The sequence below is a fragment of the Usitatibacter rugosus genome, from assembly GCF_013003965.1.
GTDB classification, from domain to species: Bacteria; Pseudomonadota; Gammaproteobacteria; order Burkholderiales; family Usitatibacteraceae; genus Usitatibacter; species Usitatibacter rugosus.
On sequence record NZ_CP053069.1, the window covers coordinates 2,034,711 to 2,048,559 of the forward strand.

General features: G+C 66.2%; 13 protein-coding genes. 10 read left to right on the plus strand and 3 right to left on the minus strand.

Annotated features, from left to right (window positions below):
• Positions 1-8: 8 nt before the first annotated feature.
• Positions 9-974 carry a Bug family tripartite tricarboxylate transporter substrate binding protein gene (locus DSM104443_RS21780; RefSeq protein WP_212757076.1) on the minus strand — a complete coding sequence of 322 codons (966 nt, stop codon included), beginning with the start codon at positions 972-974 and terminating at the stop codon, positions 9-11.
• A 136-nt stretch (positions 975-1,110) separates the two neighbouring features.
• Between DSM104443_RS21780 and gcvA the strand changes: the two genes are divergently transcribed.
• Positions 1,111-2,007 carry a transcriptional regulator GcvA gene (gene gcvA, locus DSM104443_RS09795; RefSeq protein ID WP_171091723.1) on the plus strand — a complete coding sequence of 299 codons (897 nt, stop codon included), beginning with the start codon at positions 1,111-1,113 and terminating at the stop codon, positions 2,005-2,007.
• A 150-nt stretch (positions 2,008-2,157) separates the two neighbouring features.
• Here gcvA and DSM104443_RS09800 read toward each other — a convergent pair whose 3' ends face one another.
• The gene (locus tag DSM104443_RS09800) at positions 2,158-3,174 is read right to left on the minus strand and encodes an amidohydrolase family protein (protein WP_171091725.1); all 1,017 of its coding nucleotides are present in this window, start codon (positions 3,172-3,174) and stop codon (positions 2,158-2,160) included.
• A 32-nt stretch (positions 3,175-3,206) separates the two neighbouring features.
• Here DSM104443_RS09800 and DSM104443_RS09805 point away from each other — a divergent pair, with 32 nt between their 5' ends.
• Positions 3,207-3,854 carry a 4-carboxy-4-hydroxy-2-oxoadipate aldolase/oxaloacetate decarboxylase gene (locus DSM104443_RS09805; RefSeq protein WP_171091727.1) on the plus strand — a complete coding sequence of 216 codons (648 nt, stop codon included), beginning with the start codon at positions 3,207-3,209 and terminating at the stop codon, positions 3,852-3,854.
• Between the two features lie 96 nt (positions 3,855-3,950).
• Positions 3,951-4,739 (plus strand): outer membrane protein, encoded by a 789-nt coding sequence (locus DSM104443_RS09810; protein ID WP_171091729.1) that lies wholly within the window; start codon positions 3,951-3,953, stop codon positions 4,737-4,739.
• Positions 4,740-4,752: 13 nt separating this feature from the next.
• On the opposite strand, the gene DSM104443_RS09815 is transcribed toward DSM104443_RS09810, so the two are convergent.
• Positions 4,753-5,427, minus strand: a complete 675-nt coding sequence (locus DSM104443_RS09815) for a Crp/Fnr family transcriptional regulator (RefSeq protein WP_171091732.1) — start codon at positions 5,425-5,427, stop codon at positions 4,753-4,755.
• A gap of 119 nt (positions 5,428-5,546) precedes the next feature.
• On the opposite strand from DSM104443_RS09815, the gene DSM104443_RS09820 reads away from it, so the two are divergent.
• The 7 genes from DSM104443_RS09820 to DSM104443_RS09850 all read left to right on the plus strand — a co-directional run bounded on the left by DSM104443_RS09820 (position 5,547) and on the right by DSM104443_RS09850 (position 13,825).
• Positions 5,547-7,502 carry an AMP-dependent synthetase/ligase gene (locus tag DSM104443_RS09820; RefSeq protein WP_171091735.1) on the plus strand — a complete coding sequence of 652 codons (1,956 nt, stop codon included), beginning with the start codon at positions 5,547-5,549 and terminating at the stop codon, positions 7,500-7,502.
• Positions 7,499-8,311 (plus strand): ABC transporter ATP-binding protein, encoded by an 813-nt coding sequence (locus DSM104443_RS09825; protein ID WP_171091737.1) that lies wholly within the window; start codon positions 7,499-7,501, stop codon positions 8,309-8,311. The genes DSM104443_RS09820 and DSM104443_RS09825 overlap by 4 nt, the downstream gene beginning before the upstream one ends.
• 80 nt (positions 8,312-8,391) lie before the next feature.
• A complete protein-coding gene (locus DSM104443_RS09830; RefSeq protein WP_425509630.1) occupies positions 8,392-9,300 on the plus strand; it encodes a branched-chain amino acid ABC transporter permease in 909 nt (302 codons plus the stop codon).
• A gap of 4 nt (positions 9,301-9,304) precedes the next feature.
• A complete protein-coding gene (locus tag DSM104443_RS09835) occupies positions 9,305-10,369 on the plus strand; it encodes a branched-chain amino acid ABC transporter permease (protein ID WP_171091739.1) in 1,065 nt (354 codons plus the stop codon).
• Positions 10,370-10,403: 34 nt separating this feature from the next.
• Positions 10,404-11,726 carry an ABC transporter substrate-binding protein gene (locus DSM104443_RS09840; RefSeq protein WP_212757078.1) on the plus strand — a complete coding sequence of 441 codons (1,323 nt, stop codon included), beginning with the start codon at positions 10,404-10,406 and terminating at the stop codon, positions 11,724-11,726.
• A 4-nt stretch (positions 11,727-11,730) separates the two neighbouring features.
• The gene (locus tag DSM104443_RS09845) at positions 11,731-12,546 is read left to right on the plus strand and encodes an ABC transporter ATP-binding protein (RefSeq protein ID WP_343034678.1); all 816 of its coding nucleotides are present in this window, start codon (positions 11,731-11,733) and stop codon (positions 12,544-12,546) included.
• Positions 12,547-12,778: 232 nt separating this feature from the next.
• Positions 12,779-13,825, plus strand: a complete 1,047-nt coding sequence (locus DSM104443_RS09850; RefSeq protein ID WP_212757080.1) for a phenylacetate--CoA ligase family protein — start codon at positions 12,779-12,781, stop codon at positions 13,823-13,825.
• Positions 13,826-13,849: the final 24 nt, after the last annotated feature.

The following is a 13,849-nucleotide window of genomic DNA, read 5'->3' on the forward strand; positions in this document are numbered from 1 at the left end:
TCGCCCGCCTACTCGATCTTCACGCCGGCCGTCTTCACGATCGGCCCGTAGCGCTTGATCTCCGAGGCCACGAACGCTCCGAACTCCTCGGGCGTGCCGCCGCCGATCTCGGCTCCGAACTCCACCATGCGCTTCTTCATGTCGTCGGTCTTGAGGACGGCGTTCAGCTCGGTGTTGAGCTTCATCACGATGTCGCGCGGCATGTTGGCCGGCCCCATGTAGCCGTACCACGCGCCCGAGTACACGCCGGGGATGCCGGCCTCGTCGAACGTAGGAACGTTGGGCAGCGCGGGATTGCGTTGCTTCGAGGCGACGGCGAGCGCCTTCATCTTTCCGGCGGCGATGAAGGGCAGGCACGTCGTCGTGTCCAGCACGAGGTCGATGTGGCCCGCGACCAGGTCGGCCTCCGCGGCGGAGGTGCCCTTGTACGGGACATGCACGATGTCGAGGCCGCCGGCCAGGCTCTTGAAGAGCTCCGCGGCCAGGTGCTGCGACGAGCCCACGCCGGCCGAGCCGTAGTTCAGCTTGCCCGGCTTTTCCCGCGCGGCCTTGAGGAGGTCGGCCACGGTGTTGTAAGGCGAGTTGCCCGGCACCACGAGGACGTTGGGCACCGAGGCCACGAGGACGATGGGCGTGAAGTCCTTGATCGGATCGAAGCCGAGCTTCGTCTGGTAGATGTTCGGATTGATGGCGTTGGGGCTCACCGAGGCCATGAGGAGCGTGTACCCGTCGGGTGCGGAACGGATGAAGCCTTCGGTGCCGATGTTGCCACCCGCACCGGGCTTGTTCTCGATCACGATCGCCTGGCCCAGGCGCGCGCCGAGCGGTTGCGACGTCAGGCGAGCCGACGTGTCCACGCCGCCGCCCGGGGGCCACGGCACGATGAGCTTGATGGGCTGGTGGGGATAGGTCTGTGCGTGCGCAAGTCCGGCGAACACCCACGCGAGCGCGGCCAGCCAAAGGCTACGGGTCATCGGGATTCCTCCTCCAGAGGGTTCGGCTGCGGGGACCGCTCGTCGTCGGCCTGTTTTGCGATGCTACCGGCAGATCCCTGATTCGGAACAACAATTAGCTCATGCCGGCCATGCCTTTTGGTCATATCATGGGGCCATGCACCGCAAGCTCCCGCCGCTGAATGCGCTGCGCGCGTTCGAATCCGCCGCCCGCAACGCGAGCTTCACGCGCGCCGCCCAGGAGCTCTTCGTCACGCAGGGGGCAGTGAGCCGCCACGTCGCGGGCCTCGAGAAATGGCTGGGCGCCAAGCTCTTCCGGCGCACGCAGCGCGGCATCGAGCTCACGGCAAAGGGGGCGACGTACTTCCGGATCCTCAAGGGAGCGTTCGACCAGGTCGAGTTCGGCACGCGCCAGCTCCAGGAGCAGGGCGGCGCCAACCTGTTGCGCCTGAAGCTGCCTCCCACGTTCGCCATTCGCTGGCTGGTTCCGCGGCTCGCGCGCTTCCATGCGCAGTTCCCGGATATCGACGTGCAGATCATCACCTCGCACGATCGCGCCGACTTCGACCGCGAGGACGTGGACGTCGGCATCCACTCCGACTACACGCCGCCCACGAGTGGATACCGCCGCTTGTTCGGCGAGCTGCTGACGCCGGTGTGCAGCCCGCGGCTGCCGACGCGCGCGCGGCCGCTGAAGGCGGCGGGAGATCTCCGCCACCACGCGCTGCTCTGCTCGATCAACCGGCCGCGCGACTGGCCTGCGTGGCTCGAGGCGGCGAAGGTGAAGGGCATCGACGGCAACAGCGGCCTCAAGTTCGACAACGCGGCGCTCGCCTACCAGGCGGCCGTGGACGAGCTGGGCGTGATGATCGCGCAGCGCGTGCTGGTCGAGGACGATCTTGCGTCGGGGCGGTTGATCGAGCCGATCGCGCTTCGCGTGCCGACGCAGGGCGCGTACTACCTCGCCTACGCCGCCGATCGCCCGAAGGCTCCTCGCGTGACGGCTTTCGAGGATTGGCTCATGCGGGAGGCCGCTGGCGCGGATTCCGCCTGATGGCTGTTTTGACTAAGGCGAAAGGCGTCCTCCGCAGATAAACACGGATAAACGCCGATGAAAGCCGTTGATTTTTTCCCTGCAAGCTTTTGACTTTATCTGCGTTGATCCGTGTTTATCTGCGGAGGACGCCTTTCACCTTGACAAGCCTCAACGCGCAGCGAGCAACCGACCAAGGCGTGGATACACGCGCAGCGCATTGCCGGAGTAGATCTTCGCGCGAGCCACATCGTCGAGATGCGCGGCGGCTTCGATGTGGCGCTTGGTATCGTCGAACGCGTACCCCGTGCGCGGATCGGTCGCCGTCACGGCGCCGAACGTTTCCGAGGCGAAGAGGATGTTGTCCACCGGCACGGTGCGCGTGAGGTAGTCGATGCCCGCCGGGTCGTAGACGCAGGTATCGAAGAACACGTTGCCCAGCAGGCGCTCCTCGAGCACGCGGCCGTTGTCGAGGCCGAGCCCGCGGAAGCGTCCCCAGTGGAACGGCACCGCACCGCCGCCATGCGGAAGGATGAAACGAAGCGTCGGGAAATCGCGGAACAGGTCCGACAGCAGGAACTGCATAAAGGCGGTCGTGTCGCCGTTCAAGTAGTGCGCCCCCGAGGTGTGGAAGTTGGGATTGCACGAGGCGCTCACGTGCACCATCGCCGGCACCTCGAGCTCGACCAGCTTCTCGTACAGGGGATACCACGCGCGGTCGGTGAGCGGCTGGTCCTTCCAGTAGCCGCCGGAAGCGTCGGGATTCAGGTTGCAGCCGACGAAGCCGAGCTCGCCCACGCAGCGCTCCAGCTCCGGGATCGAGCGCGCCGGGGCCACGCCCGGAGACTGCGGCAGCTGGCACACGCCGGCGAAGCTCTCCGGAAAGATCTTGCTGATGCGGTGGATCAGATCGTTGCTGATCCGCGCCCAGCGAAGGCTCGTCGCTTCGTTCCCCGCGTGGTGGCCCATCCCCGCGGCCCGCGGCGAGAAGAGCGTGAAGTCGATGCCGCGCTCGCGCATGCGCTTCAGCTGCGAGTTGCCCACCGTCTCGCGCAGCTCTTCGTCGGAGATCACCGGGTCCTTCGGTTCCGGGAGCGAGCGGTCGAGCGCGGCGGCCATCTGCGCGTCGCGAAAGTCTTGAAGGCTTTTCGGAAACGTCGTGTAGTGGCCGTGGCAGTCGATGATCATGGGCGGGTACGATACAACAACGGAGGAACACGATGACCACTCGACCCGACGCAGCGACCCTCGAGGCGCTCAAGCGCTGCGGTGCCGCGACCATCCACGAATCGCAGGCCCAGCGCGGTGCGGTCGACCCGGCCATCAAGCCGCTGTCGCCGGCCATGCGCGTCGCGGGCCCGGCGTTCACCGTGAAGTGCAAGCCCGGCGACAACCTGGCGCTGCACTACGCGCTGGTGAAGGCGCAACCCGGCGACGTGCTCGTGGTGGACTACGAGGGCTTCTCGCAGTCGGGGCCGTGGGGCGACGTGATGACGCTCGCGGCCAAGACCCGCGGGATCGCCGGCCTCGCGATCGACGGCACGGTGCGCGACTCGACCTCGATCGTCGAGATGGGCTTTCCGGTCTTCTCGCGCGGAGCCTGCATCAAGGGCACGAACAAGTACCAGCCGGGCGCCGCGGGCATTCCGCTCGTCTTCGGCGGCGTGCTCGTGAATCCGGGCGACATCATCGTGGGCGACGGCGACGGCCTGGTGGTGATCGACCAGCGCGAAGTGGCCGAGGTGCTCGCGGCCGCGCAGGCGCGCGAGGCGAAGGAGGAGGCCGTGCGCAAGCGCATCCTCGCGGGGACCACGACGGTGGAGATCCTGGGCGTCCAGGACCTCCTCGTGAAATACGGAATGACCTGAGCGTCTGCTTCAGGAGACAGTTGGCCTTTGGTGCTAGTGTCACGCCAGCCTGCTACATTTAGCATCTTGCGGAGTCCAACTTTGGGGAGTCAGACGATGAAGCGCGTGGTGACGACAGCAATCCTTCTCGCGGCCAGTCCGGTCGCGCTCGCGGCGGGCCCTTGGGATGCGACCTTTGCGTTCCAGGTGAGCGCTTTCCGCGCCGACGCCAATACCACGGTCCGCATCGACTCGAACACCGGGCGGCCCGGAACTTCGTTCTCGCTGGAAAGCGACCTCGGCGTGGACCGCACGAAGACCCTGCCGCAGATCGATTTCATCTGGCGGGCGTCGCAGCACCATGGCCTCGAAGGCTCGTACGTGAAGCTCGACCGCAGCGGCACCCGCACGATCAACGGCGAGATCGTCTTCCGCGACACGGTCTATCCGGTCAACACCCAGGTGGACTCGCAATTCGAATCGGAAGTGTGGCGCCTGGCCTATCGCTATTCGTTCATCAACGACTCGGGCAACGAGCTCGCCGTGCTCCTCGGAGCGCACTACACGAACCTGAAGGTGGGCCTGAACGGCCAGGCGGGCTCGGTCAACGAATCCGCGGCGGTCGATTTCCCGCTGCCCACGATCGGCCTTCGCGGCGGCTGGAGGTTCGCGGACAACCTTCGCCTCGCCGGCTTCATCCAGTTCCTGAAGCTCAAGGTCGGCGACTACGACGGCAGTCTCGTCAATGCCTCGGGCGGCATCGAGTGGGCGTTCCACCCGAACTTCTACGTCGGCGCGGGCTACGTGTACTACAAGTACGAGCTCGATTCCGAGAAGGACAACGTGAAGGGCAAGTTCGACTACCGCTTCGACGGCCCGGTCATCTACGGCGCCTGGGCGTTCTGATCGGCTCGGCGCTTCACTCCCCGAAGCGCCGCAGCCCCTCGAGATCCACGATCGAGATTCCCCCGTAGGCGGGCCGCACCAGGCCCGCCTTCTCCAGCACCTGCAGCGCCTGGTTCACGCGCTGGCGCGAAACCCCCGACAGGTACCCGATCTCCTCCTGCGAGATCTGGATGTCGGCCGCCTGGTCCGGATAGAGCAGGGGATTGAAGAGTCCCGCGAGCGAACGGGCGACCCGCGCGTCGGGCTCGAGCAGGCGATCCTGCTCCACCACCGAGATGAACTGCCCGAGCCGCTCGTTCAGCTGCATGAGCAGGAAGCGGTTGAAGCCGAGGTCGGTATCGAGGAGCCACGTGAACGTGGCGCGCGGCATCAGCGCGATGCGGCTCGCGCGCAGCGTCTCGATGTCGTACTTGCGCGTCCGGTCCTTCAGCAGCGAGCCCTCGCCGAACCAGCCGCCGCTCGTGACGCCGGTGAAGGTCGTGGTCTTTCCGCTGGGCCCGACGCTCGTCATCTTCACGAGGCCATCGACAACGCCGATCCACTGCTCGACGGGCTCTCCCTTTCGACAGACGAACGCACCCGCCGCGAACTCGCGGACCTGCGTCTCCGCCTCGACGCGCTCCAGCTGCGCCGGCGTCAGGGATCGCGCCCACAACGAGGCGCTCAGCAGTTCATTCAGGGTCTCCACGCCGTGATTGTCGGGCAAAAGACATTCCTCGCGGGGCTACCCCGGTAAAGTAAGATGCATTCGCCGGCGCAAGACCGGTACGAGCTGTGCGTCGCAACCCCCTGGAGGAGCGGCACCTGATGACGGCGATCGGCGTGGAGCGAACCTTTCCCCGCCTCCTGCTGCGCCATGCGCGCGAGCGGGGTGACAAGCCTGCCATCCGCGAGAAGGACCTCGGCATCTGGCAGTCGTGGAGCTGGGCCGAGGTTCGCGACGAGGTCGAGTGGCTCGCATGCGGATTGGCCCAGGCCGGGCTCACGCGCGGGCAGCATCTCGCGGTCATCGGCGCCAACCGGCCGCGCCTGTACTGGGCGCTCTCCGCCGCGCAGGCGCTCGGCGCCATTCCCGTCCCGTTCTACGAGGACGCGCCGTCGAGCGAGATGACCTACGTCTTCCAGGACGCGCAGATCGGCTTCGCGATCGTCGAGGACCAGGAGCAGGCCGACAAGCTCTTCGAGATCCTTCCGCAGTGCCCGCATCTGAAGCGCATCTGGTACGACGAGCCGCGGGGCTTGAAGCACTACGACCAGCCCGAGCTCGCGAGCTACGAGAGCCTGCGCGAGCGCGGCCGGGAATTCGCGAAGGCGAACCCGGCGTTCTTCGCAGCGGAGATCGAGAAGGGCGAGGCGTCCGATCCGGCGATCATGCTGTACACGTCCGGCACGACGGGCAGCCCCAAGGGTGTGGTCCTCTCGCACGACAATCTGATTTCATCGAGCCGTGCGTACGCCGAGCTGGAAGGCCTGCGCGACGACGACGAGGTGCTGGCCTACCTGCCGATGGCCTGGGTGGGCCAGAACGTGTTCTCGTTCGCGCAGCCGATGGTCGTGGGATTCCGCATCAACTGCCCGGAATCCGCCGAGACCGTGCTCACGGATATGCGCGAGATCGGCCCCACGTACTACTTCGCGCCGCCGCGCGTGCTGGAGGGGCTGCTCACGCAGGTCACCATCCGCATGGAAGACGCCGGCTGGGTGAAGCGGCGCATGTTCCAGTACTTCATGGGCCTCGCGCGGCGCGTCGGTGCGAAGATCCTCGACGGCTCGATCGTCGGTTTCGGAGATCGCTTGCTGTATGCACTGGGCGGCGTGCTGGTCTACGGACCGCTGCGCAATGCGCTCGGCATGTCGCGCGTGCGCGTGGCCTACACAGCGGGCGAGGCGATCGGCCCCGACCTCTTCGTGTTCTACCGCTCGCTCGGCGTGAACCTGAAGCAGCTCTACGGCTCGACCGAGACCTCGGTGATGGTGTGCGTGCAGCCCAACGGCACCGTGAAGCCCGACACGGTGGGGCCGCCAATGAAGGGCGTGGAGGTCCGCGTCGCCGCGAACGGCGAGATCCTCCTCAAGAGCCCGGGCCTCTTCGTCGAGTACTACAAGAATCCCGAAGCGACGCGCGAGGTGAAGGATGCGGACGGCTGGTACCACACGGGCGACGCGGGCTACTTCGACGCCGGCGGGCAGCTGAAGATCATCGACCGCGCGAAGGACGTGGGGAAGCTCTCCGGTGGCACGCTCTTCGCGCCCAAGTACCTCGAGAACAAGCTCAAGTTCTTCCCGCACATCAAGGAAGCGGTGGCCTTCGGCGACGGCAAGGCCGAGGCGACGGCCATGATCAACATCGACATGCAGGCCGTCGGCGATTGGGCCGAGCGCCGCGGGCTGCCGTACTCGGGCTACAACGACCTGGCCGCGAAGCCGCAGGTGTCGGAGCTGATCCGCGAATGCGTCGAGAAGGTCAACGCGGACCTCGCGGCCGATCCGACGCTCTCCGGCAGCCAGATCCACCGCTTCGTGATCCTCCACAAGGAGCTGGACGCCGACGACGGCGAGCTCACGCGCACGCGCAAGGTCCGGCGCGGGTACATCGGCGAGAAATACGCGGTGATCGTGGAGGCGCTGTACTCCGGCGCTGGAAGCTGCACCGTCGAAGCCCAGGTTCGATTCGAGGACGGCCGCACGGGCAACGTGCGCGCCGACCTGCTTGTGCAGGACGCGAAGACCTTCGCGCCGGAAGCCGGGAAGCGCGCCGCATGAACCTGCACGACGCCGAGCCGCAGACGGTCGCCCGCAAGGTGGGCGAGGTCGTCCTGCGGCTGGACGGCGTGTCGCTCGCCTTCGGGGGCGTGAAGGCCCTCACCGATGTCTCGTTCGACGTGCGCGAGCACGAGGTGCGCGCCATCATCGGCCCCAACGGAGCCGGCAAGAGCTCGCTGCTGAACGTGATCAACGGCGTGTACCAGCCGCAGGCCGGCACGATCACGTACCGCGGCGAGACGCGCACGGCGATGGAGCCGCATCACGCCGCGCGCTCGGGCATCGCGCGCACTTTCCAGAGCCTGGCGCTGTTCAAGGGCATGAGCGTGCTGGACAACATCCTCGCGGGTCGGACGCTGATGATGAAGTCCAACGTCTTCCTCCAGGCGCTTCGCATCGGCCCGGCGCTGAAGGAGGAGGTCGCGCATCGCAAGCAGGTCGAGGACATCATCGACTTCCTCGAGATCCAGCACGTGAGGAAGACACCGGTCGGGCGCCTGCCCTACGGCCTGCAGAAGCGCGTGGATCTCGGGCGCGCGCTCGCCATGGAGCCGAAGGTGCTGCTGCTGGACGAGCCGATGGCCGGGATGAACGTCGAGGAGAAACAGGACATGTGCCGCTTCATCCTCGACGTGAACGACGAGTTCGGCACCACGATCGTCCTGATCGAGCACGACATGGGCGTGGTGATGGATCTCTCCGACCGCGTGGTGGTGCTGGACTACGGCCGCAAGATCGCCGACGGCACGCCCGACGAGGTCCGGTCGAGCCAGGCCGTCATCGACGCCTACCTCGGGGTGAAGCACTGATGAGCCCGGCCACCTCGCGCAACCTCACCATCGCGTTCTTCGTGCTGCTCGCGTTCGGCGCGGTCTCGCCGCTGCTCTTCATGGGCTCGAAGCTGGCGCCCTGGCTGGAGGTCATCATCGGCGGGCTGATGTCGGGCGTGCTGTATTCGCTGGTCGCCCTGGGGCTGGTGCTGATCTTCAAGGCCTCGGGCGTCTTCAACTTCGCCCAGGGCGCGATGGTGCTCTTCGCCGCGCTCTCGCTGGTGCGGTTGATGGAGAAGATGCCGTTCATCCTCGCGCTCGCGGTGACGATCGCGATCATGGTGGCGCTCGCATGGCTAATCGAGCGGCTGGTGCTGCGCCCGCTCGTGAACCAGGAGGGCATCGTCCTCTTCATGGCGACGCTGGGCGTGGCCTACTTCATCGATGGCCTCGGCCAGACGATCTGGGGCAGCGACATCTACACGCTGCACGTCGGCATGCCCAAGGAGCCGAAGATCCTCTTCGAGAGCACGTTCGAGGGCGGGATCCTCGTCTCGATGGAGGACGTGATCGCCGCGATCCTGGCGGCGGTGATGGTCGCCGCGCTGGCGCTCTTCTTCCAGAAGACGAGCACCGGGCGGGCGCTTCGCGCCGTGGCGGACGACCACCAGGCCGCGCAGTCGATCGGCATCCCGTTGAACCGCATCTGGGTGATCGTGTGGAGCGTCGCGGGCCTGGTGGCCCTCGTGGCCGGCATCATATGGGGCTCGAAGCTCGGCGTGCAGTTCTCGCTGCAGCTCGTGGCGCTGAAGGCGCTGCCGGTGGTGATCCTCGGCGGCTTCACCTCCATTCCCGGAGCGATCATCGGCGGCCTCATCATCGGCCTGGGCGAGAAGGTCTCGGAGGTCTATCTCGGTCCCACGCTGGGCGGCGGCATCGAGAACTGGTTCGCGTATGTCCTCGCGCTCATCTTCCTGCTGTTCCGCCCCGAAGGCCTGTTCGGCGAGCGGCACATAGATAGGGTGTGACGCCGTGATCTACCGCGAAGCCGGCCAGTTCAAGACGACCTACGCGTCGGACCAGCAGCTTTTCCCGATCCTGCAGGACCGCGTGTTCGTGATCGGCTTCCTCGTGTTCGCGTTCGGCGTGATGCCGTTCATCGGCACGGAGTACCTCTTCCGCGCGATCCTCGTGCCGTTCCTCATCCTCTCGCTCGCGGCGATCGGCTTGAACATCCTCGTCGGGTACTGCGGCCAGGTATCGCTCGGCACGGGGGCCTTCATGGCGGTGGGCGCGTATGCCGCCTACAACCTAGCCATCCGCGTGCCGGACCTGAACCTCATCGTGGTGTTCCTGCTCTCGGGGGTTTTCTCCTCGCTGGTGGGCGTGCTGTTCGGGTTCCCCAGCCTTCGCATCAAGGGCTTCTACCTCGCGGTGGCCACGCTCGCGGCGCAGTTCTTCATCGACTGGTTGTTCGCGCGCGTGAAGTGGTTCACCAACGACTCGTCGTCGGGGAGCGTTTCGGCGCCGCCCCTCGAGATCTTCGGGCGCGTGTTCGATTCGCCGGAGGAGAAGTACCTGCTGGTGCTCGCGTTCGTGTGCGTCTTCGCGCTCATCGCGAGGAACCTCACGCGCGGGGCGATCGGCCGCTCGTGGATGGCCACGCGCGACATGGACGTCGCGGCCGAGGTGATCGGCATCCGCCCGATGGCGGCCAAGCTCTCGGCCTTCGCGGTGAGCTCCTTTTTCGTCGGCGTGGCCGGCGCGCTGTGGGCGTTCGTGTACCTGGGCTCCTGGGAGCCGCTCGCCTTCGACGTGAACCGGTCGTTCCAGCTGCTCTTCATGATCATCATCGGCGGGCTGGGGTCGATCCTTGGATCGTTCCTCGGCGCTGCGTTCATCGTGATCCTGCCGCTGGTGCTGAACCAGCTGCCGCGTGCGCTCGGCGTCTCGCTGTCCACGGAGATGGTCTCGCACATCGAGATCATGGTCTTTGGCGCCTTGATCGTGATCTTCCTCATCGCCGAGCCCCGCGGCCTCGCACGCCTGTGGGCCGTCGGCAAGGAAAAGCTTCGCCTGTGGCCGTTTCCGCATTGATGTCCGTCCGTCTCGTACAACGAAGGAGGAGAACATGAAAACAGAACTGCGCATGAAGGTCGCCGCTGCCGCGATGGCCGTGGCGGGAGTGTTGGGCGTGGCGGTGGACTCCGCCGCGCAATCGGCGAACGAGATCTTCGTTCCCGTGCTCGTCTACCGTACCGGCGCGTACGCCCCCAACGGGGTGCCCTGGGCCGACGGCTTCGTCGACTACTTGAAGCTCGTGAACGCGCGCGACGGCGGCGTGAACGGGATCAAGATCGCCTACGAGGAATGCGAAACGGGCTACGCGACCGACCGCGGCGTCGAGTGCTACGAGCGCCTGAAGAGCAAGAAGCCGGTGGCCTTCAGCCCGTTGTCCACGGGCATCTCCTACGCGCTGATCGACAAGGTGCCGCAGGACAAGATCGTCCTGATCACCGCCGGCTACGGCCGCGCCGATTCGGTCGACGGCGGCGATTTCAAGTACGTCTTCCCGATGCTGGGCACGTACTGGGACGCGGCCGACATTCTCGTCCAGCACGTGAAGAAGAAGGGCAACTTGAAGGGCAAGAAGATCGCGCTCGTCTACCACGACTCGCCGTACGGCAAGGAGCCGATCCCGGTGCTCGAGGCGCTGTCGAAGATCGAGGGCTTCGAGCTCATCAAGCTCCCGGTCACGCACCCCGGCGTGGAGCAGAAGGCGACGTGGCTGCAGGTTCGCCAGCAGCGCCCGGACTACGTGTTCCTGTGGGGTTGGGGTGTCATGAACTCCACCTCCATCAAGGAGGCGATCGCGGTGTCCTATCCGCGCCTGCAGATGTACGGGGTGTGGTGGTCCGCTGCGGAGCCGGATGTCCTGCCCGCCGAAGCGGCCGCGAAGGGCTACAACGGCCTCGCGCTCGGCCACTCGGCGGAAAAGGACGCGCCGATCCACAAGGACATGGCCAAGTATCTCTACGAGAAGGGGCAGGGCACCGCGAAGAGCAAGGACGAGGTGGGTAGCGTCCTCTACAACCGCGGCATGCTCTCGGCGATGCTCACGATCGAATCGATCCGCGCCGCGCAGGGCAAGTACGGCAAGCGCGTCGTCACGGGCGAGGAAGTGCAGTGGGGTGCGGAGCACCTGAACCTCGACGCGGCGCGCATCAAGGCGCTGGGCGTGGAGGGCATGATGCAGCCGCTCAAGACCTCGTGCGCGGATCACGCCGGCGTCCACAAGGCGCGTGTGCACACGTGGGACGGCAGCCAGTGGAGCTACACGTCGGACTGGTACGAATCGAACTCGAAAGTGCTGGCGCCGATCATCAAGGCCTCGGCCGACAGGTACGCTGCCGAGAAGAAGTTCGAGAAACGCGACTGCTCGAAGGAGAAGTAGGAGCTTGAACGCGCTGGCGAAACCGCTGCTGGACGTCAACGGCATCGAGGTGATCTACAACCACGTGATCCTCGTGCTGAAGGGCGTCTCGCTCACCGTTCCGGAGGGCGGCATCGTCGCCCTCCTGGGCGGCAACGGCGCGGGCAAGACGACGACGCTGAAGGCGGTTTCCAACCTGCTGAAGAGCGAGCGGGGCGAGGTGACCAAGGGCTCCATCCACTTCCGCGGCGAGCGCGTGGACGAGATGAGCCCTTCGGACCTCGTGAAGCGGGGCGTGATCCAGGTGATGGAAGGGCGGCGCTGCTTTGGCCACCTCACGGTCGAGGAGAACCTGCTGACGGGGGCGTATACCCGAAAGGTCTCCCGCTCCGAGATCCAGCTCGACCTGGAGAAGGTCTACGGATTCTTCCCGCGGCTCAAGCAACGCCGCACCTCGATGGCCGGCTTCACCTCCGGCGGCGAGCAGCAGATGACGGCGATCGGCCGGGCGCTGATGGGCAAGCCGTCGATGATCCTGCTGGACGAGCCCTCGATGGGGCTCGCTCCGCAGATCGTCGAGGAGATCTTCGAGATCGTGAAGAACCTGAACGCCACGGAGCGCGTGAGCTTCCTCCTGGCGGAGCAGAACACGATGGTGGCGCTGCGCTTCGCGGACTTCGGCTACATCCTCGAGAACGGGCGCGTGGTGATGGAAGGCACGGCGGACCACCTTGCGGAGAACGAGGATGTGAAGGAGTTCTACCTCGGAATTTCTTCGGGGGCGCGACGGAGCTTTCGCGAGACCAAACACTATCGGCGCCGGAAGCGCTGGCTCGCTTAGAAGACCAAGGCGAAAGGCGTTGTCCGCGGATAAACACGGATAAACACGGATGAACGCGGAACATTTTGATGATCTGGAAACTCGGGCATCGGAACTGAGAGAGAAGCAACTTCTCGATCGGCTGCCCGCGCAGATCGAACACGCCAGGACATCGACCTCCTTCTATAAGCAGCTTTTTGCGGCGGTCGATCCGAAGACGGTGAACAGTCGCGCGGCATTGGCGAAGCTTCCCGTGACGAGGAAGTCGGAGCTGGTCGAGCAGCAGAAACGCGAGCGTCCGTTTGGCGGCCTCAATGCGACGAAGCCGGGCGGCCTCGCGCGGATCTTCATGTCACCCGGGCCGATCTACGATCCGGAAGGCCGCGGCGTCGACTATTGGCACACGGCGCGCTCGCTCTTCGCGGCGGGGTTTCGTGCCGGCGACGTGGCCATCAATTGTTTCTCCTATCACCTGTCGCCCGCGGCGAGCATGTTCGAGACGGGGCTGCACAAGCTCGAGTGCGCGGTGATTCCCGGTGGCGTCGGGCAGACCGAGCTGCAGTGCCGCGCGATTGCGGACCTGCAGCCTTCGGGCTACGTGGGCACGCCGTCGTTCCTGAAGATCCTCATCGAGAAGGCGGACGAGCTCTCGCTCGACGTGTCGTCGATCAAGCGCGCGGTCGTGTCGGGTGAGGCGTTCCTGCCGCCGGTGAAGGAGTTCCTGCGCGCGCGGGGCATCGCGGCCTTCCAGGCGTACGGCACCGCGGACCTCGGCATCGTCGCGTACGAGTCGCCGGCGCACGAGGGACTGGTCTGCGAAGAGGAGATCGTGGTGGAGATCGTGCGGCCGGGCACGGGCGACCCGGTGCCCGACGGCGAGGTGGGCGAGGTCGTCGTCACGTCCTTCAGCCCCGACTACCCGCTCATCCGCTTCGCAACCGGTGACCTGTCGGCCGTGCTCGCGGGTGCGAGCCCGTGCGGCCGCACCAACCTGCGCATCAAGGGCTGGATGGGACGCGCCGACCAGACGACCAAGGTGCGCGGACTCTTCGTGCATCCGCACCAGGTCGCGGAGGTGCTGAAGCGCCACGCGCTCGGCAAGGCACGGCTCACCGTCGAGAACGAAGGCGGCGAGGACCGCATGACGCTCTCGGTCGAGCGCGCGGCCGATGCCGGCGTCGCGACCGCAGTCGAGGCCTCGCTGAAGGAGATCACGAAGCTGCGCGGCGAGGTGAAGTTCGCCGCCGCGGGCTCGCTGCCCAACGACGGCAAGGTGATCGAGGACCTGCGGAAGTACTGAACAAATGGGGTCTGACCCTATTTG

Coding starts and splice junctions, on each gene's coding strand:
- DSM104443_RS09820 (WP_171091735.1), top strand. CDS start 5,547: ATGACGGCGATCGGCGTGGAGCGAACCTTTCCCCGCCTCCTGCTGCGC.
- DSM104443_RS09800 (WP_171091725.1), bottom strand. CDS start 3,174: ATGATCATCGACTGCCACGGCCACTACACGACGTTTCCGAAAAGCCTT.
- DSM104443_RS09810 (WP_171091729.1), top strand. CDS start 3,951: ATGAAGCGCGTGGTGACGACAGCAATCCTTCTCGCGGCCAGTCCGGTC.
- DSM104443_RS21780 (WP_212757076.1), bottom strand. CDS start 974: ATGACCCGTAGCCTTTGGCTGGCCGCGCTCGCGTGGGTGTTCGCCGGA.
- DSM104443_RS09840 (WP_212757078.1), top strand. CDS start 10,404: ATGAAAACAGAACTGCGCATGAAGGTCGCCGCTGCCGCGATGGCCGTG.
- DSM104443_RS09805 (WP_171091727.1), top strand. CDS start 3,207: ATGACCACTCGACCCGACGCAGCGACCCTCGAGGCGCTCAAGCGCTGC.
- gcvA (WP_171091723.1), top strand. CDS start 1,111: ATGCACCGCAAGCTCCCGCCGCTGAATGCGCTGCGCGCGTTCGAATCC.
- DSM104443_RS09830 (WP_425509630.1), top strand. CDS start 8,392: ATGGGCTCGAAGCTGGCGCCCTGGCTGGAGGTCATCATCGGCGGGCTG.
- DSM104443_RS09825 (WP_171091737.1), top strand. CDS start 7,499: ATGAACCTGCACGACGCCGAGCCGCAGACGGTCGCCCGCAAGGTGGGC.